This window comes from Thalassomonas actiniarum, assembly GCF_000948975.2.
GTDB lineage: Bacteria > Pseudomonadota > Gammaproteobacteria > Enterobacterales > Alteromonadaceae > Thalassomonas > Thalassomonas actiniarum.
In genome coordinates, this window is the sequence record NZ_CP059735.1 from 6,376,697 (window position 1) to 6,401,637 (window position 24,941).

General features: G+C 49.4%; 18 protein-coding genes and 1 pseudogene. 9 read left to right on the forward strand and 10 right to left on the reverse strand.

What is annotated here, in order from left to right:
* Positions 1–95: 95 nt before the first annotated feature.
* From SG35_RS32205 to ubiB, 6 genes and pseudogenes are all read left to right on the forward strand, one after another.
* Positions 96–326 (forward strand): annotated as a pseudogene (locus SG35_RS32205) (proprotein convertase P-domain-containing protein); the annotation flags it as partial.
* Between the two features lie 626 nt (positions 327–952).
* Complete coding sequence (locus SG35_RS27775; RefSeq protein WP_063888671.1) at positions 953–2,863, forward strand: S8 family serine peptidase; 1,911 nt, start codon at positions 953–955, stop codon at positions 2,861–2,863.
* An 807-nt stretch (positions 2,864–3,670) separates the two neighbouring features.
* Positions 3,671–6,106, forward strand: coding sequence for a S8 family serine peptidase (locus SG35_RS27780; protein ID WP_053043226.1), 2,436 nt, complete (start codon positions 3,671–3,673; stop codon positions 6,104–6,106).
* Positions 6,107–6,430: 324 nt separating this feature from the next.
* Complete coding sequence (gene ubiE, locus SG35_RS27785; protein ID WP_044834478.1) at positions 6,431–7,210, forward strand: bifunctional demethylmenaquinone methyltransferase/2-methoxy-6-polyprenyl-1,4-benzoquinol methylase UbiE; 780 nt, start codon at positions 6,431–6,433, stop codon at positions 7,208–7,210.
* 4 nt (positions 7,211–7,214) lie between these two features.
* Positions 7,215–7,859 carry a ubiquinone biosynthesis accessory factor UbiJ gene (locus tag SG35_RS27790; protein ID WP_053043227.1) on the forward strand — a complete coding sequence of 215 codons (645 nt, stop codon included), beginning with the start codon at positions 7,215–7,217 and terminating at the stop codon, positions 7,857–7,859.
* Between the two features lie 16 nt (positions 7,860–7,875).
* Positions 7,876–9,537 (forward strand): ubiquinone biosynthesis regulatory protein kinase UbiB, encoded by a 1,662-nt coding sequence (gene ubiB, locus SG35_RS27795; RefSeq protein WP_044834342.1) that lies wholly within the window; start codon positions 7,876–7,878, stop codon positions 9,535–9,537.
* A 36-nt stretch (positions 9,538–9,573) separates the two neighbouring features.
* Here ubiB and SG35_RS27800 read toward each other — a convergent pair whose 3' ends face one another.
* Together SG35_RS27800 and rep are read right to left on the reverse strand one after the other, a co-directional pair.
* On the reverse strand, positions 9,574–10,137 hold the full coding sequence (locus tag SG35_RS27800; protein ID WP_053043228.1) for a GNAT family N-acetyltransferase: 564 nt from the start codon (positions 10,135–10,137) through the stop codon (positions 9,574–9,576).
* A 28-nt stretch (positions 10,138–10,165) separates the two neighbouring features.
* Complete coding sequence (gene rep / locus SG35_RS27805) at positions 10,166–12,193, reverse strand: DNA helicase Rep (RefSeq protein WP_044834343.1); 2,028 nt, start codon at positions 12,191–12,193, stop codon at positions 10,166–10,168.
* Positions 12,194–12,492: 299 nt separating this feature from the next.
* On the opposite strand from rep, the gene ubiK reads away from it, so the two are divergent.
* Positions 12,493–12,774, forward strand: a complete 282-nt coding sequence (gene ubiK, locus SG35_RS27810) for a ubiquinone biosynthesis accessory factor UbiK (RefSeq protein ID WP_044834344.1) — start codon at positions 12,493–12,495, stop codon at positions 12,772–12,774.
* A 74-nt stretch (positions 12,775–12,848) separates the two neighbouring features.
* On the opposite strand, the gene SG35_RS27815 is transcribed toward ubiK, so the two are convergent.
* The 3 genes from SG35_RS27815 to SG35_RS27825 form a co-directional block, all read right to left on the reverse strand.
* The gene (locus SG35_RS27815) at positions 12,849–13,568 is read right to left on the reverse strand and encodes a helix-turn-helix domain-containing protein (RefSeq protein ID WP_044834345.1); all 720 of its coding nucleotides are present in this window, start codon (positions 13,566–13,568) and stop codon (positions 12,849–12,851) included.
* Positions 13,569–13,758: 190 nt separating this feature from the next.
* Positions 13,759–14,400 carry a LysE family transporter gene (locus SG35_RS27820; RefSeq protein ID WP_044834346.1) on the reverse strand — a complete coding sequence of 214 codons (642 nt, stop codon included), beginning with the start codon at positions 14,398–14,400 and terminating at the stop codon, positions 13,759–13,761.
* A gap of 101 nt (positions 14,401–14,501) precedes the next feature.
* A complete protein-coding gene (locus tag SG35_RS27825; protein WP_053043229.1) occupies positions 14,502–15,914 on the reverse strand; it encodes a zinc-binding metallopeptidase family protein in 1,413 nt (470 codons plus the stop codon).
* Between the two features lie 301 nt (positions 15,915–16,215).
* On the opposite strand from SG35_RS27825, the gene SG35_RS27830 reads away from it, so the two are divergent.
* Entirely contained in the window at positions 16,216–17,460 is a 1,245-nt protein-coding gene (locus tag SG35_RS27830) for a beta-barrel domain-containing protein (protein WP_044834347.1), read from the forward strand.
* 81 nt (positions 17,461–17,541) lie between these two features.
* A complete protein-coding gene (locus tag SG35_RS27835) occupies positions 17,542–19,674 on the forward strand; it encodes a peptidase domain-containing ABC transporter (protein ID WP_044834348.1) in 2,133 nt (710 codons plus the stop codon).
* A 94-nt stretch (positions 19,675–19,768) separates the two neighbouring features.
* Here the strand turns inward: SG35_RS27835 and SG35_RS27840 are convergent, their stop codons facing one another.
* The 5 genes from SG35_RS27840 to ilvM form a co-directional block, all read right to left on the reverse strand.
* The gene (locus SG35_RS27840) at positions 19,769–19,966 is read right to left on the reverse strand and encodes a hypothetical protein (RefSeq protein WP_044834349.1); all 198 of its coding nucleotides are present in this window, start codon (positions 19,964–19,966) and stop codon (positions 19,769–19,771) included.
* A gap of 231 nt (positions 19,967–20,197) precedes the next feature.
* A complete protein-coding gene (gene ilvA / locus SG35_RS27845) occupies positions 20,198–21,745 on the reverse strand; it encodes a threonine ammonia-lyase, biosynthetic (protein WP_044834350.1) in 1,548 nt (515 codons plus the stop codon).
* Complete coding sequence (gene ilvD / locus SG35_RS27850) at positions 21,738–23,600, reverse strand: dihydroxy-acid dehydratase (RefSeq protein ID WP_044834351.1); 1,863 nt, start codon at positions 23,598–23,600, stop codon at positions 21,738–21,740. The genes ilvA and ilvD overlap by 8 nt, the downstream gene beginning before the upstream one ends.
* A gap of 85 nt (positions 23,601–23,685) precedes the next feature.
* Positions 23,686–24,615: a branched-chain amino acid transaminase gene (locus tag SG35_RS27855; RefSeq protein WP_044834352.1), complete on the reverse strand. Its 930-nt coding sequence runs from the start codon at positions 24,613–24,615 to the stop codon at positions 23,686–23,688.
* 43 nt (positions 24,616–24,658) lie between these two features.
* A complete protein-coding gene (gene ilvM, locus SG35_RS27860) occupies positions 24,659–24,916 on the reverse strand; it encodes an acetolactate synthase 2 small subunit (protein ID WP_044834353.1) in 258 nt (85 codons plus the stop codon).
* Between the last annotated feature and the right edge of the window lie 25 nt (positions 24,917–24,941).

Sequence of the window (24,941 nt, forward strand, 5' to 3'; positions counted from 1 at the left end):
ATACCACAAGCGCCAGCATCACTGACAATAACACCACCAGCAGCAGCATCACGGTTAACGACAGCGGCTCAAGCGCTATCGCCACGGTTGATGTAGACATCACCCACACTTATAGCGGTGACTTATTGTTGACCTTAGTATCGCCTAGCGGTGCCGAGCAGGTACTGCGCAGCTACACCGGCAGAAGCACCGACGATATTAAAGAAAGCTATAATGTTGACGGTTTTGCCAGCAGCGAGCGCAACGGTAACTGGACACTGAAAGTTCATGACAATGCCGGTGGCGACACAGGTACCTTGAATTCATGGACCATCAACTTCAAATAACAAGCCGATAAATCTCAAGTGATTTGAGAGTTATCCAGCAAAAGCCATTATCGGGATTTTCTCCTGATAATGGCTTTTTTACTTTGGGGTAAAAATAACCCTCGCGCCATCATCACCAGCAAAAAACATTAGCTGACTAACCCGGCCGATAAGCAGAAAACCTGACTCTTAGTCACAACTTTCCCGTCCCGTGCCACTTATCGTAAAGCCAGACGGGTGAGAAACCTGCACTTTATGCTTATTCCGCCAACACTCTTGCCTCTCATTCTGGTGAATCTGCGCCAAATCATCGACAAAAAACGCCCAGTCACTTTTATTGAACTTGCAAGCACATGTTTTTAAAGGATTATTTTTGCACTGTCGGAATTAAGCGAAAAGCTGTCGCGAATTTACTAGATGAGAACTAACCAGTTGTTAGTATCGAATAGTGCTCGGAGCAAGGAAGCTCAGGCACCTTTTAGGTTGAGAAGTATTGCCGTTCATCTAAAAAGATAAAAGCAGCCGTAACAATAATAACGAAAGCGGCGGCGCTAATAACCGAACATAAGCAAGTAAGAAACAACTGCCACCAATAACAATAACACCGGCGGTTGAAACAATAATAAATATCTTCCAGAGAGAATAATATGAAAATGTCAAAGTTCACTACATCCGTTATCGCATTAGCCATCTCCAGTGCTTTTGCAGCCCAGGCCGAAGACAACAGATATATCATCCATGTAGAAGACAGCAACAAGCAAGCGGTTAAAGCCATGGCGAAAAAGCTTGGCGCAAATATCCATGTTGATGCCAACGGTTTTATCTCGGCAACTTTTGAAGGCAAAAGCTTAAACAGCGTTAAGAAGATGATGAGCAACCCGGTTAAAGCCCTGCAGGACAGAGGTTTGAACACGGCTTCTGACCAGATCAATCAAGCGGCATTTGCTGCTCTGGAAATCCAGGAAGATGCCCGCCGTTACCCTATGGCAGCGTTCAATGATGATATCGGCGATCCGCGTACCGAGCAGTTAACGCCTTATTCTGTTTATCAGTCAGAAGCCGACCAGGTAACCTTTAACGCCAATGCCGGTATGAAAGTCTGTGTTATCGATTCAGGTCTGGACAGAACCAACCCTGACTTTAACTGGGCCGGCATCACAGGCGATAACGACTCAGGTACAGGTAACTGGGATGAACACGGCGGACCACACGGTACCCACGTAGCCGGTACTATCGGTGCGGCAGATAACAATGTCGGTGTTGTCGGTATGGCACCTGGCGTAGATATGCACATCATCAAGGTATTTAATGCCAGTGGTTGGGGTTACTCTTCTGATTTAGCCCATGCCGCACAAAAATGTACCGATGCCGGTGCTAATATCATCAATATGAGTTTAGGTGGCGGTGCTTCTAACCGCGCCGAAGAAAATGCCTTTGACGCCTTTACCGCAGCCGGTGGCCTGGTAGTTGCCGCAGCCGGTAACGACGGTAACAACGTACGCTCTTATCCTGCCGGATATGAGTCGGTCATGATGATCGGTGGTAACGATGCCGACAACGGCCGTTATGATTCTTCTCAATACCCCAGCTGTTCTTCAACTCAGGATAACTGTGTAGAAGTTACTGCAGGTGGTGTAAACGTATTATCTACTTACCCGCAAGATATGGCGAGCTTATCGGTAACCACCGCAGGCGGTCAAAACTATGCTTCAACGGCAATGGAGAACACAGGTTCCGTTTCAGGCAGCACTTATTACATGGGCACGGCTGAAGCAACAGACAGCGCGGCTAACGGTAAAGTTTGTGTGATTGACCGTGGTAACATCTCTTTCCATGATAAAGTACAAAACTGTGAAAACTCCGGCGGTATCGGCGCTATCATCATCAATAATGTTTCCGGCGTTTTATCCGGTACTTTAGGTGAAACCAACGCGACAACGATTCCAGCCGTAGGGACAGCACTGGAAGACAAAACAGCTTTAGTTGCGGCGACAAGTGCAAGCATCGACATTTCTGCCAGCAGCTACGGCTATATGACAGGTACTTCCATGGCGACTCCTGCAGTAGCCGGTATTGCCGCCCTGGTATGGTCTAACCATACCGAGTGTACCGGTACCGATATCCGTAACGTGCTAAAAGCTACCGCAGCTGATTTAGGCGATGCCGGTCACGATGTCTACTTCGGTCACGGTGTTGTTAAAGCCAAGGCTGCCCATGATTACCTGACGGCTAACGGCTGTGGTGGTACTACTGAGCCACCAGCAGGCGGTAACAGCCTGGAAGAAACCGGTATTTCCATCAGCAGAAGAGCTTCTCAGACCTTCAATGTTGATATCCCGGCCGGTACTACCAGCTTTACTATCAATACTTCAGGCGGCAGCGGTGATGCAGACCTGTACATTTACCAGCCGGGTTCTTCAACGGCCGTATGTGAGTCAACTTCAAGCAAAAACACTGAAAGTTGTACCATCAGCAATCCTGCAGAAGGCAGCTGGGAAATCGAAATTTACGCCTACCGCCGGGTAAGCAACCTGACCTTAACTGCCCAGTGGAACTAAGCTTAGCAATATAAGCACATCCACTATAACGTTCCCACACAAAATCTCCGCCCTTGGGCGGAGATTTTTTTATGTCTGTATTTATCCCTGCACTAGCGAAAAGACAACACGGGGCATACCTTAACCGGCTGCCATAAATTGCAGGCTGAAGCTAAGCTGTGATCCCCTTACTATGTTTGCCGGATAAAAAGGTGGCCGCAGCACACTTTAAACAGGCATTACCCGCTATGAAGTGTTTGCTAACCCGGCAGAGACTCAAGAGGGGTATACATTTCATCCGCCACTGACATCTAGGTGATACCTTCATCATAAATAAAAGCCGCCGCCGGTAAACCGCTATACCGTATTGTCTAGATATTCATTCTGTTTAAATATTTATTAAACCCTGCGATGTCATTTCCCGACAAAAAATATCTCGAATTTTTTTATCTTGAGTCCCATCCAAAAGCAGCGTCATAAAAAGCCGGTGATTTATGATACCCCAACAGGATGTTTTTCAACCATGCCTGGCGGACATGAAAAATAAAACACTTGTTTTAACTATCTGATAAAATTTAAACGCATGAATTTTAAAGATAAAATTTCAACAGTCGTAATTATGCGAAAAGCTGTCGTGAATTTGCTAGATGGCAAGGCGTCAGTTGCTACTATCAATTTCCCCTCAACGAAGGGGCTTTTAAGCAGGCATTTAATCGTGAATAAATATCGGTTTACTTGCTTAAAACACAAAAAGATAAAAAAACAATAATAAGACTAATAACAACAATAACAGTCACCATAAAAAATATAATTAGAGATGGAAGTAGCATGAAAAAGATCCAGACAAATAAAAGAGCTTTATCTAAGCTCGTTATCGGTGTTTGTGCCGCGTTAGGCGCACAACAAACCATCGCAGCCAACGGTACCCTGCAAAGCTTTGAAGCGGCCAACAATAACGGGAAAGCTTTTGCTTCCTGGTTAGCCAGCGAAAAACAAGCAAAAAGAGATGCGATGAGTGAGCGCATCATAGTGAAATACAAAGATTCCGCTAACCTGCGCCAAATCATGTTCGCCGGCAAGTCGGTTGCTGAGCTAAACAGCATCAGCGCAGACAGCCTGCACCAGGCAATGGCGACTAAATTAAGCAAAACCACAGGCGCCGGCCTTACCCACGTGAAAGCGATGAAAAACAATGTCCATGTTTTTGCTGTCGATAAAGCCGCTAAAAAACAAAATATCAAGGCAATGCTTAACAGTATTAACAGCGACAAGAATGTTGAATATTCCGAGCAAGACGAATTACGCTACCTTGCTTCACAGATGCAGCCTTGGGGTATCGGCAATGTCCAGGCGGATCAGCTAAGCGACAGCGCCGCCGGTAACATGACGGTTTGTATTATCGATTCAGGCTACGAGCGTTCTAACCCGGATTTAAATGCCAACAACCACTCAGGCACCAATGATTCAGGTACAGGTAACTGGTACCAGAACGGCGGCTCTCACGGCACCCATGTTGCCGGTACTATCGCCGCAGTAAACAACAGCGAAGGTGTGGTTGGGGTATTGCCTAACACTAACGTTAACCTGCACATCGTGAAAGTCTTTAACGAAAGCGGCTGGGGTTACAGCTCGGAATTGGTTGACGCGGTTGATACCTGTGTTAACAACGGCGCCAAAGTCGTTAACATGAGTTTAGGTGGTCCAAGTGCTACTACCACAGAAAGAAATGGCTTAGAAGCCGCGACAAATGCCGGTGTCTTGCTGATTGCCGCATCAGGTAACGATGGCGATTCCAGCCTGTCATACCCGGCCTCTTACGATACCGTAATGGCGGTAGGCGCAGTTGATGCCAGCGGCCGACACGCAGAATTCTCTCAGTACACTGCCCAGGTTGAGGTTGCAGGTCCGGGCGAAGCGATTTTATCTACCGTTGCCGGTGACGGCCGTTTAGGTTCAATCACTATCGGCGGCACAACTTATGCCAACGACATGGTGGTACCACAAACCCGTTTCACACCGAGCGGCAGCAGCTATGCGGTTGATAACTTCAACGGCTCAGCCAGCGGTATTCTCGGTCAATGTACCGTATCGGGCTCAAGCTACAGCTGTAGCAATGTTTCCGGCAACATCTGTCTGGCCGAACGTAACGACAACCAGATTGGCAGCAACTACCCTGAAATCAACCCGGCTAAAGCCTGTACCGATGCCGGTGCCACAGGTGTGATTGTTTTCAGTGACAACGACCGCACAGCACTGCAAAGCCCGTTCCTGGTTGATGCCGGCAGCGATATCACCGTACCTACAGTATCGGTAGACCGCGCTTTAGGCCAGACTTTACAAGGCATGGTAGGCCAGTCTGTCAGCTTAAGCGTTGTCGGCAACCAGGATTATGCTTATTACAACGGTACTTCCATGGCAACACCGCATGTCGCCGCTGTTGCAGCATTGGCCTGGAGTAACAACATCTCCTGTACTGCCGATGAAGTACGTACCGCCCTTAAAAATACCGCCCTTGACCTGGAAACGGCCGGTCGTGACGACAAAACCGGTTACGGTTTAGTGCAGGCAAAAGCCGCTTCCGACTACATGGCCAGCAACTGTGGCAGCGTAGTGGTTGAACCGCCGGTAACCGGCACTGAGCTGACTAACGGTGTAGCGAAAACTTCACTTTCCGGCGCCAAAGATGAAACTCAGGTATTCACTCTGGAAGTACCGGCGGGCGCTACCGGTTTAAGCTTTAATACCACAGGCGGCACAGGCGATGCCGACATGTATGTGAAGTTTGGCTCAGCACCGACAACCAGCACCGGCGGTTTTGACTGTCGTTCATGGAACAGCAACAGCACTGAATCTTGTGATATTGCAACGGCCCAGGCAGGTACTTACTACGTTATGCTAAACGGTTACAGCGCCTATAGCGGTGTCAGCCTGACCGGTAGCTTTACCGAGACCAGCAGCAACCCGGGTGGCAGCATGCAGGAAACCGGCGTTTCAGCTTCTTCAGGTTACGCCAAGTTCTTCACCATTGAAGTACCTGCCGGCATGACCAGCCTGGATATCACCACCACAGGCGGTACCGGCGATGCAGACTTGTATGTACGTTTCGGCAGCCAGCCAACGTCTTCAACTTACGACTGCTTATCTGAAAGCGGCAGCAATGAAGAAACCTGTAGCTTCACTTCACCAAGTGCAGGTACCTGGCATATTGCGGTAAATGCCTATAGCACTTTCTCTGGCGTGACTTTAGACGCCGTGTGGAAATAAGTAACTAATTAACTGTCATTAGTTTCTCCCAAGTCAAAATCCCCGCTCCCGCGGGGATTTTTTTATACACGGAAGTATTTATCCGGCAAGCTCAAGGATGAGTAGAGAGCTGGATTTATACACGGAAGTATTTCAGCTTACCGGTTCCCGATGCAAATTAGGTACCTGCGCCCAGGCAGCCACCGTTTGCACGTTCCAGACATAAATAAAGTACCTGCGTCCATTGATTTATCTCAGTAAATGCCATTATTCCCGTTAAGCTAATTGTTGATTGCCCGGGCATGCAGTAAACTATCGGCAATTTTAGTGATAAGTGAATTGCCCATGTCATCATCAAACTCAGATCATCAACAGCACAAGCAGGACAGCACCACACATTTTGGTTATAAAACCGTCGAGAAAAACGACAAGGCTTCTATGGTGGCCGGTGTTTTTCATTCGGTCGCCAAGCAATACGATGTGATGAATGATCTTATGTCATTTGGCGTTCACCGCTTATGGAAACGTTTTACCATAGATGCCAGCGGCGTACGCCCGGGTAATAAAGTACTGGATTTAGCCGGCGGCACCGGCGATTTGACCGCCAAGTTCTCACAACTGGTGGGCAAGGAAGGCAAGGTTATCTTAGCCGATATCAACAGTTCCATGCTGAATGTCGGCCGTGACAAATTGCGTGACCGCGGTTTGGTACAAAACATCGAATACGTCCAGGCCAATGCCGAAGCGCTGCCGTTTGAAGAAAATACCTTTGATGTCGTCACTATCGCCTTTGGCCTGCGCAATGTCACCGATAAAGACAAAGCCCTGCGTTCTATCTATTCGGTATTAAAGCCCGGTGGCCGTTTGCTGGTACTGGAATTTTCCAAGCCTGAGCACGAACTGCTCAACAAGGCCTATGATTTCTATTCCTTTAATATCTTGCCGAAAATGGGCGAGCTGGTGGCCAAAGACGGCGACAGTTATCAGTACCTGGCGGAATCCATCCGGATGCACCCGGATCAGGAAACCCTTAAGGGCATGATGGAAAACGCAGGTTTTGAGCAGGCCGGTTACAAAAATCTCACCGGCGGCATAGTAGCCCTGCATAAAGGTTATAAGTTCTGATCTTATGAGTATCCTGATGCCGGCCCAAACCTTAAGCGCCACACTCGAATTTGTGATCAATAAAGCCCTGACGCTTAATATTCACAGCAACAGCCAATTGGATAAGCTGGCCGGTATGACCCTGACGGTCAACTTAAGGGAACTGGCTTTCCCGCTCAGCTTTACCGTTAGCGACAGGCAAGTCATGGTTACCGGCATCAAAGAGCGGTCAGATTGTGAAATCAATACCGACATCAAAACCTTGTTGCGGCTGAAAAAAGAACAGGCCCTGACCCGGCTTATTAAGGAAGATTTACTCGACATTCAGGGAGATCTGAAAGTCGCCCAGGGGTTTGCTGCCGTCGCGGATAACCTGGAAATAGACTGGCAAAGCGAACTGGCCCGCTATATCGGCGATATCGCCACCCATAAGCTGGTACAAACCGGACAGGCCCTTAAGGAAAAGTTCGCCTTTGCCGCCCGGCAAATCCAGTCGGATGCCGGCGAATACCTGGTACATGAGCAGAAACTGGCGGTCACCGGCAGCCAACTGACTTATTTCAATGAGCAGGTCAGCACCTTAACCGCAAAAACCCAGGCCTTGATGGCGCGGGTCCAAAGCATGGATGAGCAGCTCAAATCCAGCCCAGCCAACGACACCAACAAATAATATTACAAGGGTACATGTGAACAGCCATCGTCTTTACCAGATACTGAAAACCTTCTTACAATACGGCTTAGACGAGCTGTTGCCGAAACAGGCTCTGCCCTGGTATGTGCGCCTGTTCCGCCACTCCCTGTTCTGGTTAAGGAACCAGCATAAAGACAAGCCGCTGGCGCTGAGATTCCGCCTGGCCATTGAATCCCTGGGCCCGGTATTTATCAAGTTCGGCCAGATGCTGTCCACCCGCCGCGATTTACTGCCGCCGGACTTTGCCGATGAACTGGCGGCGCTGCAGGATCAGGTTTTGCCTTTTGACGGCGAGCAGGCCAAACAAATCATTATCAAGGCCATGGGGGAAGAAGCGTTTAACCTGCACTTCGGCGACTTTGATATGACGCCGCTGGCATCCGCCTCCATCGCCCAGGTACATACCGCCAGTTTTTATCCCGACGGCAAAGCCGGTCAGGGGCGGGATGTGGTACTTAAGGTCTTGCGCCCGGGGATCAGTAAAACCATACTCGCCGATATCAAGGTGATGGCCATGTTTGCCGCCATCGTCGCCCGCTGGTTGCCGGACGGCAAACGCCTGCGCCCGAAAGAAGTAGTGGCGGAATACCGTAAAACCATCCTGGATGAACTGGATTTAATGCGCGAAGCCGCCAATGCCATCCAGCTCAAACGTAATTTCGAACAGGGCAGATCCAGCGATAAGGTCTTGTATGTGCCCGGTATCTACAGCGAATACTGCCATAAAAACGTCCTGGTGATGGAGCGTATCTACGGCATAGGGGTTGGTGAAATAGAAACCCTGCATCAACAACAGGTCAATATGAAGCTCCTGGCGGAGCGCGGTGTGGAAGTATTTTTTACCCAGGTATTTCGCGACAGCTTCTTTCATGCGGATATGCACCCGGGCAATGTCTTTGTCGATGCCAGCAGCCCGGAAGATCCCACCTGGATCGCCATCGACTGCGGTATCGTCGGCACCTTGAACCGGGAAGACAAACGTTACCTGGCGGAAAACTTCGTCGCCTTTTTTAACCGGGATTACCGTAAGGTGGCCCAGTTACATGTGGATTCCGGCTGGGTACCCCATGAAACCAGCGTAGACGAATTTGAATTTGCCATCCGCACCGTCTGTGAGCCGATTTTCAACAAACCGCTGGCAGAGATCTCCTTTGGCCAGGTATTAGTCAACCTGTTTAATACCGCCCGGCGCTTTAATATGGAAGTACAACCCCAGCTGGTGCTATTGCAAAAAACCTTGCTTTATATCGAAGGTTTGGGCCGCCAGCTCTATCCGCAACTGGATTTATGGCAAACCGCCAAACCTTTCCTGGAAACCTGGGTGAAACAGCAAATGGGGCCTAAGGCCATCCTGACCAAGGTCAGGGAGAACCTGCCGTTCTGGAATGAAAAACTGCCGGAAATGCCGGATCTGGTCTATGACTACCTTAAAGCCGGTAAAGACAGCCAGATCCAGCAGGCGAAACTGATCAGCCAGCTTAACCGGCAACAGCAACAAAACAGCCAGAAACTGCTGTACGCTGTTTTTTCCGGCGCCCTGATCATCAGTGCCACCTTGTTATTTATCGAGCACAAGTCTTTTCCTGCGCTGATACTTGCGGGTGCGGGGGCGGGAATGGCCTTGCTGGCATTAAAGAAAAAACCGGACAATGATTAGCAAAAACGCCGTCCGGGGCCAAAAGGGCTTTATAACTCAGTCGGTTTCCGCCGGGTTGATTTTCGCCGTTAAAATATGATCCCGCCACTGGCCGGCAATCTTGAGGTAAGATTTGGCCAGTCCCTCTTTTTCAAAACCAAGGCGCTGGAGTAAGCGTTCACTGCGGACATTTTCCGGCATATAGTTGGCCATGATCCTGTGCATGCCCAGCTGCTCAAAAACAAAAGCATTGGTGGCGATCAGCATTTCCGCCATCAGCCCCCGCCCCTGATATTTCCTGGCGATGGAATAGCCGAGATAGCAGGCCTGAAACGGCCCGTGGATCAGATTGCTGTAGGTGGCCAGGGCGACAATTTCATTGTCTCCCGGAAAGTAGGCGGCAAAATGCAGCTCACGGCCCTGGTTAAAGCCGGTGAACGCCCGGGTCAGCCTTTTTTGTACTTCCGCCTCCTGATGATAATCCGTTTCCCTGAGCGGCTCCCAGGGTGCCAGATGTTGCTCATTTTCCCGGTAATAATGTTGCAGCAGGACATAATCCCCCGGCTGCAGTACAGAAATCTCCAAATGCTCTGTGGTCAGGCTGGGCAGAACCTGCATCATAAACCTGTGCCTCCTTTCTGGCAGTAAACTAATTTTTCTCGCTTTTCGCTTTAAGCATAGCCCGTAAATTGGCGACCCCGGCTTTGCCCTTTTCCTGTTTTTGCTCTGCGGTCGGCTGGGCCCTGCCGCTTTCCCAGATCAGATCGTTCTGCGGCAATTCATATAAGAAACGGCTCGGCTCGGTGCGGGCCACTTCACCAAATTGCCGACGCTCCCGGGCATAGGTAAAAATCAGCTCCCGCTGCGCCCGGGTGATGCCGACATAGGCCAGGCGGCGCTCTTCTTCAACATTGCCTTCATCAACACTGGTCTGGTGGGGCAGCAGCCCCTCTTCCATGCCGATCAGGAACACATAGGGGAATTCCAACCCTTTGGAAGCATGCAGGGTCATCAGCTGCACCTGGTCCGCCATATCTTCTTCTTCGTTACGCTCCATCATGTCACGTAAGGTTAAACGGGTGACGATTTGCGGCAAGGTCATGGGTTCGTCCAGCTCACCCCCTTCCAGCATTTCCGTAACCCAGCTGAATAACTGGGTCACGTTTTTCATACGCATTTCCGCCGCCTTGGCACTGGGAGAAGTATCATATAGCCAGTCTTCGTAATTGATTTCCCGGATCATTGAGCGCAATACCGCGGCGGTATCGCCACGCTCGGCATTATCGGCGGTTTCGACGATCCAGCGGGTAAAGCGCTGGACACTGGCCAGGCCGCGCCCGGTCAGGTGCTGCTCTAACCCCAGCTCAAAACTGGCGGCAAACATACTGATCTGGCGCATATTGGCATAGCTGCCCAGTTTTTCCAGCGTGGTCGGGCCTATTTCACGGCGCGGCACGTTAACGATACGCAAAAAGGCATTATCGTCGTCGGGATTCACCAGCACCCTTAGGTAGGCCATGATATCTTTGATTTCGCTGCGGGAGAAAAAGGAGGTGCCGCCGCTGATCTTATAGGGAATACGGTTGGTCATCATCGCCTTTTCCAGCAAACGCGACTGATGATTGCCCCGGTACAAAACCGCGTAATCCTTAAACTGGCTCTTATTCTGGAACCTGTGGCCGATCAGCTCACCCACCAGGCGCTCCACTTCATTTTCTTCATTTTTTGTCTGTACCACCCGCAATTCCAGCCCGTAAGCGAGCTCGCTGAACAGCGCCTTGTCATAAACATGGGGGTTATTGGCAATTAATATATTGGCACATTTAAGGATACGGCCACTGGAGCGGTAATTTTGCTCGAGCTTGATCAGCTTCAGACTGGGGAAGTCCTTACCAAGCTGTACCAGATTTTCCGGTTTGGCCCCGCGCCAGGAATAAATCGACTGGTCATCGTCTCCTACCACGGTTAAACGGCCGCGTTCGCCGGTGATCAGTTTCACAAATTCATACTGGCTGGCATTGGTATCCTGGTATTCATCCACCAGCATATAACGGATTTTATTTTGCCAGCGCTGCCGTACCTCCGGGTAATTGCGCAGCAGCAAGGTCGGAATCAGGATCAGATCATCAAAATCCAGGGCATTATAGGCCTTCATATGTTTCTGGTAACGGGCGTAAAACTCGGCGTAGAGGGCGGCATCGGCATCACCGGCTGTTTTCAGCGCCCCGTCCGGCAACAGCAAGTCGTTTTTCCAGTTGGAGATCATGCCCTGTAGTTTATTCAGCAGGTCCTTATCGCCGTCGAGCTCCTGCTCGGTCAGCTCCTTTAACAACGCCAGGGTATCCTGATCGTCAAACAGGGTAAAACCCGGCTTATAACCTAAGGTTTTGATTTCACGGCGCACAATATCCAGGCCAAGGGAGTGGAAAGTTGATACCGTCAGGCCCCGGGTCAGCTCGCGGCCGAGCATTTTGCTGACCCGCTCTTTCATTTCCCGGGCGGCTTTATTGGTAAAAGTTACCGCGGCAATGTTTCTTGCCTTGTAGTCGCATTTTTGGATCAGATAGGCTATTTTCTGACAAATAACCCCGGTTTTGCCACTGCCGGCGCCCGCCAGTACCAGGCAGGGGCCGCTAACATATTTTACCGCTTCATTTTGTCCGGGATTAAGTTTCATATTGGATCAGTTTTCTAAAAAATTTACAGGTTATCGAATGCTTTTCAGGGAAAAGACCAGCTGCCGCATTTTATGCCTGAACCTTATACCTAAACTTGATACTTAAAAGAAGGCGGCTAAAGCAGAACAGCCAGATAAACATCATGGCGATTATGAAAGCGCAGATTTTACCCTTTTTTTGTCCCGGGCAACATCTGTCTTTTGATATTGATCCAAGAAATTTACCCAATAACTTTATACTCGCGCCTTAAAAGTGTTTACAATAGGTCCAAGTACAGTAGATAAAGCAGCTTAGCCCTATGTTAAACGCTAAAAAAATTGAAGATATTGCCCGTCAGGTTACGGATTCCATCCCGCCGGGATTAAAAACCATAGCCAACGATCTCGAAGACAAGACCAAAACCGTCTTGCAACGTAAATTGTCTCAGTTAGATGTGGTCACCCGGGAAGAGTTTGATGTGCAAACCCAGGTCTTGATCAAAACCCGCGCCCAGTTAAGCATGCTGGAAAACAAAATTGCCGAGCTTGAAGAGCGTTTACAGGAAAAACAGCTGGCAGAGAAAGAAGTGTCTGAAGACTAGCACTTTGGTGTTTTCCTGCTTTAACCGGCCGCCTCAAGATGAATAACGGCGGCCGACAAGCAGCAGTAAATCCCTTACTGTTTAAAGAGTTTCCTTTCCAGGACAAAGCCCATAATCCCGGCAGAAAACAACATCACTGCCAAAATTTGCAGTAAGGCGTTGATGAGTCTCGGCTCCTGCTCGTGCTTATCTAGCTGATAAAAGCGCAATCCTCCGCTGACCTGCTCGGTGAAGTGCGGACCTAAGTTATCCCAAAGCAACAGGTATTTAGCGTCTTTGCGTTTCACCATTTCCATTTTTTTCTTAATATGGAGCCTGCGATGCTCGTCGCCGTTGCCGGAGATCAGCCTTGACCAGCTGCTAAAGATATCTTTAGGTTCGCCGGGCAGCACCACCCCCTGGGATTCATACTGATAACGGGTTTCACCAAACAACAGCGTGCTGAAACCGGTATAAAACAAGGTTACCGCTATCACTATCAGGGCGCTGCAGCTATATAAGTAACGCCTTTGTTTTGTACTTTGCTGCTGCTGTTGTTGCTTCAGCCAGTGCTCGATATCCGGGATCTGGCTTAATTGCCCCCGGCTGGTATTTAAATCAAAACGAGCCAAAAACTGATTCAACTCCAGATTAAAGGCCTTAAGTAAACTTCTGAAAATTTCATTGGACGGTACCGACTTATCATTTTCCAGCTTAGATAAATAAGATTGTTCTATCCCCGCCAGCTGTGCTAATTCCGGTTGGCTTAATCCCAGCTCATGCCTGAGTTGTTTAAATTGTTCACCGAGTGTCATAGTGATCCCTTATATAAAATATTTGCCTGTAAATTGGATGAATAGCGCCGGCTGCTGAAGAATATTCTTAGGTATTCCTGCCGGGATAAAAAGCAGAATATTGAGGAATAACCGGGAATCCGGGTAAAAAAGACGAAAATACCCGCCGGGAGACAACTTAAAGCGGGTAAGATCTTAGTTTACAAATAAATTAATTAATTTTTGTTGTCAGCAGTTTTATCCCCAGGAGGATCATGGCGCCGCCTAAAATCCTGTCTATCCAGTGGCCAAAACGCTGAAAGCCGGCATTGACCTTAGGCCTGGAAAGCAACATTACTACGCTGGAGAACCAGGCAAGCTGGATCACCATCATCCAGACGCCGTAAACCGCAATTTGATATAAGGGCATATCCGGCGATAACACTAAAGTAAAAAGCGAAACAAAATAAACAGGAGCCTTGGGATTAAGGGCATTGCATAAAAAACCTAAGCCTATACTTTTTGCCGAACCCGGGCGAGTGATTTGCGCCGCATCCGCTTGGGTATCCATCGTGCTTTGCACCTGGGCTTTCGACCTCAGGCCCTGGTAACCCAGATATAACAAATAGCCGCCGCCAAAAATTTTAATCGCCCATAAGGCCATGGAGGAGTTGGCAATCACCGCCGCCAGGCCAAAAGCGGAATAAATGATATGGATGGACAAACCTAGAGTGATACCGAGACTGATCAACAGACCGGTTTTTTTGCCATTGCGCAGTGTTTGCTGGGAAACCAAAACAAAATCAGGCCCGGGAGAGGCCGCCGCCAACAGATGTATTGAGGTGATTAATAATAATCCGGTAAATAAATCCATAAGGCCTCCCGACGGTTATAAGTTAAGGGTTATCGCAAAAACTGTGTCCCCGATACTGCAGCATTCTCTCAGCCAAAAAAGGGGGACACAGTTTTATACCATTAATACCGGTAAAAAGCACTCATGGCCCGGTACAGGGAGTAGATATCCACTTTTGAACTCAGGGCATAAGGCGAGTGAATCGATAATACCGGCACGCCGAAATCGATCACTTCCATATTATCTTTAGACAAGCTGCTGCCGATAGTACCGCCGGAAGCCTTACCTTTATAAGTGCTGGTTTGCCATAAGATATCCGCCTTGTCTAAATAACTGCGGGTCCAGGCAATATATTCGGAATTGGCATTAAAACCGCCGCCGTAAAGCTTGAGGTTAACTCCTTGCCCTAAACGCGGCGCATTGCCCAGATCCCAGACACCCGGCCAGTTAGGGTTCACCCCGGGATTGACATCGGTAGAGATCACCTTAGTATTTTTCAGCGCCTGGCGTAAGAAATGATCGTTATAATCGCCGCCTTTGTTAAGGTAAAGCATTTCGGAAATCAAATCCACCAGGTAGGTAGACTTGGCGCCGGTATTATTGATATTGCCGACTTCTTCGTTATCCACCAGGAACGCCATCGCGGTATATTCCGGGGTTTCCTGCTCCAATATCGCTTTAACCGAGGCATAGGCCGCCAGCTTATCGTCCTGACCATAAGCGGCAATCAAAGCACGGTCAATGCCGACATCACGCGGTTTCATTGCCGGCACCAGCGCCAGCTCCGCAGAAACCAGATCGGCAAGTGAAATACCGTACTCTGCCTTTAAATAGGCGATCACCTGCTGTTTTACTTTCGATTTTTTACCCGGTTTAGAGGCAATAATGGCATCAAGTTCTTCTTTTTTGATCACTTCGCGATTCGATCTTTTACGGTATTCCTGATCCACATGCGGGGCCAGGTCCGGCACCATAAACACAGGATCGTCGGCGTCAAGACCGATAGAAATCTTCACCCGGCTGCCGTCTTTTTTATCAACATGCCCCACCAGCGCCAGCGGTATATTCACCCACTGGTAATTTTTGATGCCGCCGTGAATATAGGTTTGCACCAGGGCAAAACCTTCTTTTTCATATAAAGGACGGCCTTTTAATTCTATTCTCGGCGAATCGATATGGGAGCCGACGATACGTACCCCCTGGGTCAACGGCTTTTCACCGATAACGATCAGATTCATCGCCCGGCCGCGGTTGACATCATAAAAACGCGCTCCCGGGGTTAATACGCTGTCGCTTTTCAGCGGTTTAAAACCCTGGGCTTCCACCAGTTTCACGGTTTCATCCACAAAACTGATTTCAGTTCTCGCCTTGTGGATAAAGTCCTTATAACCGGTGGCATAAGTTTCCACTTTCTTAAGTTCTTTCTTGGATAATGCCAGCCAGGAGGAATTTTCTTCTGCCGCCTGTGAAAATTGTGCAGTTAACGCCAAACCGGTCGCCAGCATAACGCCGGCCGCTTTAAATACCTTGTTCATAAACCTACTACCTGAAGAAATATCTGCTTATAGTAAGCTAAGTGAAGGGGGAAGCAAATGCAAAAAAATCATTTTGTTAGCAAAAATTCCGCGATAAATAACGGCCTTTGGCCACTCAAAACAGCAGGGCACAGGGATAATTTTCAGCCAAAAACACATAAAAAAAGCTTAAGGAAATTGAACAACTTATCAACACCTTTTAATGTAACCAGCTATTTTTTATAGGAAAAACAATTTATTAACATAGTTTATCAGCTATGCTATCATGATTTTGATTTAGCAAGAGCCCGTAGTAACTGTTATGGATAACCTTTTCCGTCCCGAAGTATTAGAAAAAAAACGCCACAGATTGGACGGAGCCGTCAGCTTAGTTCAGCCGCCGCTATTTAAATCCTTTGCCCTGCTCATGGTTTTTATCGTTTTCATTAGCCTGGTTTATCTCTCCATCGGCAGTTATACCCGTAAAGAAAGGGTCAGCGGCATGCTGCAACCGGACAGCGGCCTGGTGAAATTAACCGCGCCGCAATCGGGTATTATCACCCAGTTACTGGTACAGGAAGGCCAGGCGGTGCAAAAAGATCAGCCGCTGCTGCGCATCACCTCGGAAAAACATGGCGCCGAAGGTTTTGAACTCAACCAGTCATTGATCAACCAGTATCAGTTCCAGATCACTACTTTGGAACAGCAAAAAAGCAAACAGCAAACCCAGCACCAGCTGCAGATCACTGAGCTGGAAAATAAATTCAGCAATTTCAAAAAGCGCCTGCAGCAGCTGGATCTGCAAAAAGACATTTTTGACAAACGTATCGCCATCAACAAAGAAATCGTGCTGCAGGTCTCTACTTTGGCGGGTACCGGCTATATTTCCGATCTCGAGCTGAAAAAACAAAAAGATTCCCTGTTGTCCCTGGATCAGCAGGCTTCCGGCATCCGCTCGGAGCGGTTGAGTATTAACGATCAAATTGAACAGATAGAAAACCAGCTGGCTCAACTGCCGATAGAGCAGGCCAAGCTCAACAACCAAATCAATACCCAGCTGGCGGAAACCAGGGTACAGCTGGCCACCATCAAACAACAGCGGCTGGGGGAACTAAGGGCACCGTCAGACGGCATAGTCTCGGGTTTACTGGCCAAAACGGGAAAATCGGTACTGACCAACCAGAGCCTGCTTAATATCCTACCCGACGGCAGTGCCATGCAGGCGGTGATTTATGTCCCCACCTCGGCCTTTGGTTTTATCAACAGCGGCCAAAAAACCCGGTTAAGGTATCACGCCTTTCCCTATGAGAAGTTTGGCATTTATGACGGCACCATTTCAGAAATCAGCACCAGTGTGATCTTACCGGATGAACTTGATACCCCGGGACTGATCAACCAGCCTTCCTACCGGGTAGTGGTGGACCTGGCGCAGCAGAATATCAATGCCTACGGTAAAGAAATTTCCCTGCGCTCCGGCATGATGCTCGACGCCGATATTATTATCGAAGAGCGCTCCTTATTACACTGGTTGTTTGACCCTGTTCTGAGTATTAAAGGCCAGTTATAAATGTTCTCACTATCAATAGGCTTGTCCGCAAGCCCGTTAACACCTATGTATAAATTCTCAGCCAAGGACTGTAACTAGATTATGGATACTTCTTCTCCCGGCGCAAAATTACAGTTTTGGCATCGTAAAACCCTGCCGTTATTGCTGCAATCGGAAGCAACCGAGTGCGGCCTGGCTTCGCTGGCAATGGTGGCGGGCTATCACGGCCATAAATCCGATTTGCTGGCAATGCGGCAAAAATTCAGCCTCTCCCTTGAAGGGGCGACCTTGCTCGATATCATGCATTTTGCCGAAAAGCTGGAGCTCACCTCCCGGCCGCTGCGCATCGAACTCGACGATATGCAGCACCTGCAGACTCCCTGTATTTTACACTGGGATCTCAACCATTTTGTGGTGTTAAAGTCCGCCAACGCCAAAGGCATCGTCATTCATGATCCGGCATCAGGCGTCAGAAAATTAAAATATGAAGAAGTCTCCGGGCATTTTACCGGCATAGCGCTGGAACTGAGCCCGACCCAGGCTTTTGAACAAAAAGAGCCGCCGCCGTCACTGAAATTCAGTGATTTTTGGAGCAAGATCACCGGCTTGACTAAGTCGTTGACCCTGATTTTCACCCTGTCGCTGCTGATCCAGGTATTCGCCCTGGCCAGCCCCTATTATATCCAGCTGGTGGTGGATGACGTCATCCTTACCGGAGATACCTCGTTATTGACTGTACTGGCAATAGGCTTTTTCCTGTTGCTGCTGTTTGAAACCGTCACCAATGCCATCCGGCGGCTGTCCCTGATGCATTTTGCCAACTTAATGAGTATCCAGCTCGGGGCCAATTTATTCCATCACCTGATCCGTTTGCCGCTGCAATATTTTGAAAAGCGCCATATGGGGGACGTGGTTTCCCGCTTCGGCTCTTTGCAGGAAGTCAAAAGGCTGCTGACTACCGGGGTAATAGAAACCATTATCGATGGCCTGATGGCGATGATCACCCTGGGCATGATCTTCTTTTACAGCCCGGCACTGTCGGCTGTGGTATTGGCTGCGGTCTGCCTCTATGCCCTGGTGCGTTTTCTCAGCTATAAACCGTACCGCGCCATCAGCGAGCAGGAAATCATTGCCCGCGCCGAAGAAAACAGCAACTTTATGGAAACCGTACGCGGCATCCAGACCATCAAGCTGTTCGGCTCGGAAGTGAAAAGGGAAGGCCAGTGGCAAAACCGTTTTGCCGCCGCCATCAACCAGAATATCCGTTTCGGCAATTTTGTGATTTCCTACGATGCCATCAACCGCTTCCTGTTTGGCGTTGAAAATATCGCGGTGATTTATCTGGCCGCCCACCTGGTGATCGACGGCGGTTTCAGTACCGGTATGCTGTTTGCCTTTATGGCCTATAAACGGCAATTTATCGACAAGATGGCGGCGCTGATCGAAAAAGTCATCGAATTTAAAATGCTGGGCTTACATTTCGAGCGTTTGGCGGATATCGCCCTGACGGAAAAAGAAGTGCTGCAGGAAGAGGATGCCAAGCCCCATAAGATCCAGGGGAAAATTACCCTGGAAAATGTCTCCTTCAGCTACAGCGATGCCGGACAGGATGTGGTCAAAGACGTCAATATGCATATCAGTGCCGGTGAATCCGTGGCCATTACCGGGCCTTCCGGCAGCGGCAAATCCACCTTGCTGAAAATCATGCTCGGCTTAAACCAGCCACAGCAGGGCCAGGTGCTGATAGACGATATCCCGCTGCAACAACTGGGACATAAGCAGTACCGCCAGCAAATCGCCGCGGTAATGCAGGATGATGAACTGTTATCCGGTTCGGTGGCGGACAATATCGCCTTCTTTGATACCCCGATAGATATGGAACACCTGGTGTATTGCGCCGAACTGGCAGCGATCCATGACGATATCAGCAATATGCCCATGGGCTATAACAGCCTCATCGGCGATATGGGCTCGAGCTTATCCGGTGGACAAAAGCAACGTATTATCCTGGCACGGGCCTTATATAAGAAACCTAAGATCCTGTTTATGGATGAAGCCACCAGCCACCTCGATACCCAGCTGGAATCGGACATCAATGACGCGGTTAAACGCCTGGATATCACCCGGGTGATCATCGCACACCGCAAGGAAACCATAGCCTCGGCAGACAGGGAAATAAAGATCACCGAGCAGGAAAATAACGAAGCCCAGGCCAGTGAAAAGACAGAGAGTTAATCGGGCTAAACGGGAAAAATTAAAAAACGGTCTTTACCACATTTAACAAGACCGTTGCCTTAATTGCAAATTCAAGCGACTGACCACCATAACATTAAAATATGATTTGGTATTCAGTGGGTTTTTTCTTGGTCAGTAACCTGACATGCCTTCCCTGCATTTCAGGTATTTCAGGTGTTGCAGAGATTTCCGACAAGGTGCCGCCGGCAATTTTTGCGGTAAGCGCCATTGGCATAGTATGCAAATCCCTTGATAAATTCGCTAATTTCTTCTTATTAACTTTCAGTTCCATAACTCAATCCTTTTGATTTATTTTCATTCCTGTGCACCCGAAAGTGCCCCCATAAAATAGCAATTAATCATCCAGAGTCAAGCCAGGGATATAACATTTTGTTTACTATTTATACAAGTTTTTGGCAGCTTTACTTGCCAGAGCAGAAAACGGAAAGTGGTAAAAGAAATAACCGGCAGGTAAAATTTCCTGCCGGATTAATGAGTTAATAAAGCTGGCAACCTAAATAACTTAGCGGGTTAAAAACGCCTGATAGGCAGGGTTATTGGTTTCTTCCTGCCAGCTGTAGCCCAGGGCCTTAAGATGTTCAAAAAAGTCCTGCTCTTCTTCGGCTTTAACTTCAAAGCCTGCCAGTACCTGGCCAAAGGCGGCGCCATGGTTACGGTAATGGAACAGGGTAATATTCCACAGCTCCCCCAGGGTATCGAGAAACTGCTCTAACGCTCCCGGATATTCAGGAAACTGGAAGCGGAAGATACGTTCGTTAACCGGCATAGGATTTTGTCCGCCGATCATATAACGTATATGTAACTTGGCCAGTTCATTGTCACTGAAATCGCGCACTTTGTATTGCGCCTGTTCCAGGATATCCGCCAGCTGCTGCCGCTCCTGCGCCCCGCTTAAGCGAATACCGACAAAGATATGGGCTTTGTCGCTGCCAACATAGCGGTAATTAAATTCGGTGATCACCCGTCCCGCCAGCGCCTGGCAGAAACGGCGGAAGCTGCCTTTTTGCTCCGGAATAGTCACCGCAAAAACCGCTTCTTTCTGCTCCCCCAGTTCACAACGCTCAGACACATAACGTAAACTGTGGAAATTCATGTTGGCGCCGGATAACACCGCCACCAACAACTCATCACCCGGACTTGTCTGGCAATACTTGTTTACCGCCGCCAGCGACAGCGCACCTGCCGGTTCGGCAATCACCCGGGTTTGTTCAAAAATATCTTTTATCGCCGCACAGATCTCATCGCTGTTCACCGTGATCACCTGATCGCAATAACGCCGGATCAGATCAAAGGTATGCTTACCGATGCGTTTCACCGCCACCCCGTCAGCAAACAGGCCCACCTGGTCAAGATCCACCGGGCCGCCCGCCGCCAATGCCGCCTGTAAGCAGGCAGAGTCTTCCGCTTCGACACCGATAATTTTGATGTCCGGGCGCAACTGTTTAAGATAAACCGCCATACCCGCCAGCAAACCGCCGCCGCCAACCGGCACAAACACCACATCGGCGTTGGGCTGCTGCTGTAATAACTCTTTGGCCACTGTGCCCTGACCGGCAATGACATCGATATCATCAAAAGGATGGATCAGGGTTTTCTGTTCTTCCCGGGCAAATTTTAGCGAGGCCGCCTGGGCTTCATTAAAACTGCGGCCGATCAAACGCACTTCGGCGCCGAAACGCCGGACATTGTCGACCTTGATTTCCGGGGTAGTGATCGGCATCACGATCGTCGCCTTGATACCCAGCTTACTCGCCGACAGCGCCAGTCCCTGGGCATGGTTACCGGCAGAAGCCGCCACCACGCCATGGATACATTCCTGCTCCGACAGATTGCTTAACTTGTTATAAGCACCACGCAGTTTAAAAGAATGTACCGGCTGCTGATCTTCCCGTTTGAGAAATATCTGGTTGTTTAACCGTGACGACAGTTTAGTTAATGGCGTCAGCTCGGTTTCAACGGCAATATCATAAACCGGCGCCAGCAAAATACGGCGCAGGTAATCCATATCCCCGCTGTCACCAGGGACCTGCACATCCTCGGCTTTAGTCATCTGTGTCTCCGTCGAGCAATTTACGGTTACGCACCGCCCCTTTATCGGCACTGGTGGCCAGCATGGCATAATTTTTCAGGGCATAACTGATGGGACGCACCCGCGCTTGCGGCTGCCAGGCTTTTTTGCCTTTTGCCTGCATCTGAGCCCTGCGCTGCGCCAGCTCTTCATCAGAAAGTTGTAATGCAATTACCCGCTTGGGAATATCGATATGAATAATATCTCCCTGCTCAACCAGGCCGATAGCGCCGCCATCCGCCGCTTCGGGTGAAATATGGCCGATAGACAAGCCGGAAGTACCGCCGGAAAAGCGGCCGTCGGTGATCAAAGCACAGGCCTTGCCCAGGCCCATGGATTTCAGATAAGTGGTCGGATACAGCATTTCCTGCATGCCCGGGCCGCCTTTGGGGCCTTCATAGCGGATCACCACCACTTCGCCGGCAACCACCTTACCCGCCAGTATGCCTTCCACGGCATCTTCCTGACTTTCAAACACATGGGCCGGACCGGTGAAGGTTAAGTTCTCTTCCGCCACCCCGGCGGTTTTTACGATACAGCCATCCAGGGCAATGTTACCGGATAATACCGCCAGTCCGCCTTCCTGGGAAAACGCATGTTCCCGGGTACGGATACAACCATTTTGGCGATCAATATCCAGGGTGTCATAGCGGCAGTCCTGGCTAAAGGCCTGTGTGGTACGGATACCGGCGGGACCGGCACGGTAGAAGTCTTTGATTTTGTCGTCCCGGGTTACGGCAACATCATACTTTTCCAGTAACTCCGCCAGGCTGATACCCAGGACATTTTTTACCCCGGTATCGAGCAAGCCGGCACGTGCCAGCTCACCCAAAATCGCGACCACGCCACCGGCACGGTGTACGTCTTCCATATGATATTGCTGGGTGGAAGGAGCCACCTTACATAAGTGCGGCACCTGGCGCGATAAACGGTCGATATCCGCCATGGTAAAGTCAATTTCCGCTTCATTGGCTGCCGCCAGTAAATGCAAAACGGTATTACTGGAGCCCCCCATGGCGATATCCAGACACATGGCATTTTCAAAAGCGATTTTATTGGCGATATTGCGGGGCAGGGCAGACTCGTCATCCTGCTGGTAATAACGTTTGGTTAAATTAACAATTTCTCGGCCAGCCTGTAAAAACAACTGTTTCCGATCGGCATGGGTTGCCAGCATAGAGCCGTTGCCTGGCAGTGCCAGTCCAAGGGCTTCCGCCAGACAGTTCATGGAGTTGGCGGTAAACATACCCGAGCAGGAGCCACAGGTAGGGCAGGCGGATCTTTCCACCTGATCGCTTTGTTCATCGGATACCGACGGATCTGCCCCCTGGATCATGGCATCCACCAGATCTAACTTGATGATCTGATCCGATAACTTGGTTTTCCCGGCTTCCATCGGACCACCGGAAACAAAGATCACCGGGATATTCAGACGCATTGCCGCCATCATCATGCCCGGGGTGATCTTATCGCAGTTGGAGATACACACCATGGCATCGGCGCAATGGGCATTAACCATATACTCCACCGAGTCGGCGATAAGGTCCCTTGAAGGCAAACTATAAAGCATACCGCTGTGACCCATGGCGATACCGTCGTCCACGGCGATGGTATTAAATTCTTTGGCGACACCGCCTGCCTCACTAATGGCACCCGCCACCAGTTGTCCCATATCTTTTAAATGCACATGCCCGGGCACAAACTGGGTGAAAGAGTTCACCACGGCAATAATAGGTTTGCCAAAGTCGTTGTCCGTCATACCGGTTGCACGCCAGAGAGCTCGGGCACCCGCCATATTGCGGCCCTGGGTAGAAGTTGCAGATCTTAATTTTGGCATAGCTTTACATGTCCATTTAAAAAATATTGGTTACATTAATGGGAAACTTTACCGGTATTTAACCGGAAAAGTTTCCCGCTTTTCTTTATTCGGTGACCGGCTCTAACCAGCCCCATTTGTCTTCTGTAGTACCGTCGAAGATGCCGAAGAAGGCTTCTTGTAAGGCTTTGGTCACAGGACCACGGCTGCCGCTACCCACAGGTAAACCGTCTACGGTTTTCACCGGGACGATTTCAGTGGCGGTACCTGTCATAAAGAACTCATCTGCCAGGTAAAGGGCTTCACGGGAGATAGTTTCTTCACGCACTTCATAACCCAGCTCTTTTGCCAGCACGAATACCGCATCCCGGGTTAAGCCCTGAAGAATAGACGCCGTACCCGGCGGGGTATAAATGATGCCCTTGCGTACCAGGAATAAGTTTTGTCCCGCTCCTTCACTGATCTGGTTATTGACGTCCATGGCGATACCTTCGGTATAACCGTGACGGCCGGCTTCCATAGAAATCAGCTGAGATGACAAGTAGTTACCACCGGCTTTTGCCGCCGTTGGCATAGTATTCGGCGCTAAACGGTTCCAGCTCGATACCCCAACTTCAACACCGTTTTCGATGGCATCGGCACCTAAATAAGCTTCCCAGCTAAAGGCAGCGATCATTAAATCGGCCTTGGCATCGGCAGGCGGACGTAAGCCCATGCCGACATCCCCTAAAAAGGCCAGCGGGCGCAGGTAGGCTGCTTCAAGTTTATTTTTGGTGACGGCATCTTTACAGGCCTGCATCACCTCTTCCACGGTATAAGGGATATCCATACGGTAGATTTTTGCGGAATCGAACAAACGTTCGATATGCTCTTGCAAACGAAAAATACAGGTGCCCTTATGGGTGTTATAGGCCCGGATCCCTTCAAACACGGATGAACCATAATGTAATGCGTGGCTCATCACATGCACAGTAGCGTTCTGCCATGGAATGAGTTCACCATTAAACCATATGAGTTCAGCACTTACTTTAGCCATTTTCTTTTCCTAACGTTAAATTACAACACAACTGTTGTTTTTATTATGCGCGACATTGCAGCGATGTGGTATTGTCAACCCTGATATCCCTGATGTCGAATAATTTATCCAATTGATGGTATAAATTGTCGATTGAGTTATCGCTGCGTACCGATATTTCGATCGCCAGTTCGTCCCCGGCCTCCTGGGGAAACATGGTCATGCCGGTGACGACAAAACCGCGGTAGCGGGTAACCTGCAACAATCTTTCCAGCACTGTGGGCTGATCCGATGCGGTGATCTTCAATGTATGTTGGTTCATCTTGTTAGCTCCTGGCCTGGTTGTA

Bases quoted from the DNA above. Each gene is read 5' to 3' on its own strand.
- ubiK (WP_044834344.1), top strand. From the start codon at position 12,493: ATGTTAAACGCTAAAAAAATTGAAGATATTGCCCGTCAGGTTACGGAT.
- SG35_RS27775 (WP_063888671.1), top strand. From the start codon at position 953: ATGAAAATGTCAAAGTTCACTACATCCGTTATCGCATTAGCCATCTCC.
- SG35_RS27825 (WP_053043229.1), bottom strand. From the start codon at position 15,914: ATGAACAAGGTATTTAAAGCGGCCGGCGTTATGCTGGCGACCGGTTTG.
- SG35_RS27815 (WP_044834345.1), bottom strand. From the start codon at position 13,568: ATGACACTCGGTGAACAATTTAAACAACTCAGGCATGAGCTGGGATTA.
- SG35_RS27820 (WP_044834346.1), bottom strand. From the start codon at position 14,400: ATGGATTTATTTACCGGATTATTATTAATCACCTCAATACATCTGTTG.
- ilvM (WP_044834353.1), bottom strand. From the start codon at position 24,916: ATGAACCAACATACATTGAAGATCACCGCATCGGATCAGCCCACAGTG.
- ilvA (WP_044834350.1), bottom strand. From the start codon at position 21,745: ATGACTAAAGCCGAGGATGTGCAGGTCCCTGGTGACAGCGGGGATATG.
- SG35_RS27800 (WP_053043228.1), bottom strand. From the start codon at position 10,137: ATGATGCAGGTTCTGCCCAGCCTGACCACAGAGCATTTGGAGATTTCT.
- SG35_RS27835 (WP_044834348.1), top strand. From the start codon at position 17,542: ATGGATACTTCTTCTCCCGGCGCAAAATTACAGTTTTGGCATCGTAAA.
- SG35_RS27780 (WP_053043226.1), top strand. From the start codon at position 3,671: ATGAAAAAGATCCAGACAAATAAAAGAGCTTTATCTAAGCTCGTTATC.
- SG35_RS27790 (WP_053043227.1), top strand. From the start codon at position 7,215: ATGAGTATCCTGATGCCGGCCCAAACCTTAAGCGCCACACTCGAATTT.
- SG35_RS27830 (WP_044834347.1), top strand. From the start codon at position 16,216: ATGGATAACCTTTTCCGTCCCGAAGTATTAGAAAAAAAACGCCACAGA.
- SG35_RS27855 (WP_044834352.1), bottom strand. From the start codon at position 24,615: ATGGCTAAAGTAAGTGCTGAACTCATATGGTTTAATGGTGAACTCATT.
- ilvD (WP_044834351.1), bottom strand. From the start codon at position 23,600: ATGCCAAAATTAAGATCTGCAACTTCTACCCAGGGCCGCAATATGGCG.
- ubiE (WP_044834478.1), top strand. From the start codon at position 6,431: ATGTCATCATCAAACTCAGATCATCAACAGCACAAGCAGGACAGCACC.
- SG35_RS27840 (WP_044834349.1), bottom strand. From the start codon at position 19,966: ATGGAACTGAAAGTTAATAAGAAGAAATTAGCGAATTTATCAAGGGAT.
- rep (WP_044834343.1), bottom strand. From the start codon at position 12,193: ATGAAACTTAATCCCGGACAAAATGAAGCGGTAAAATATGTTAGCGGC.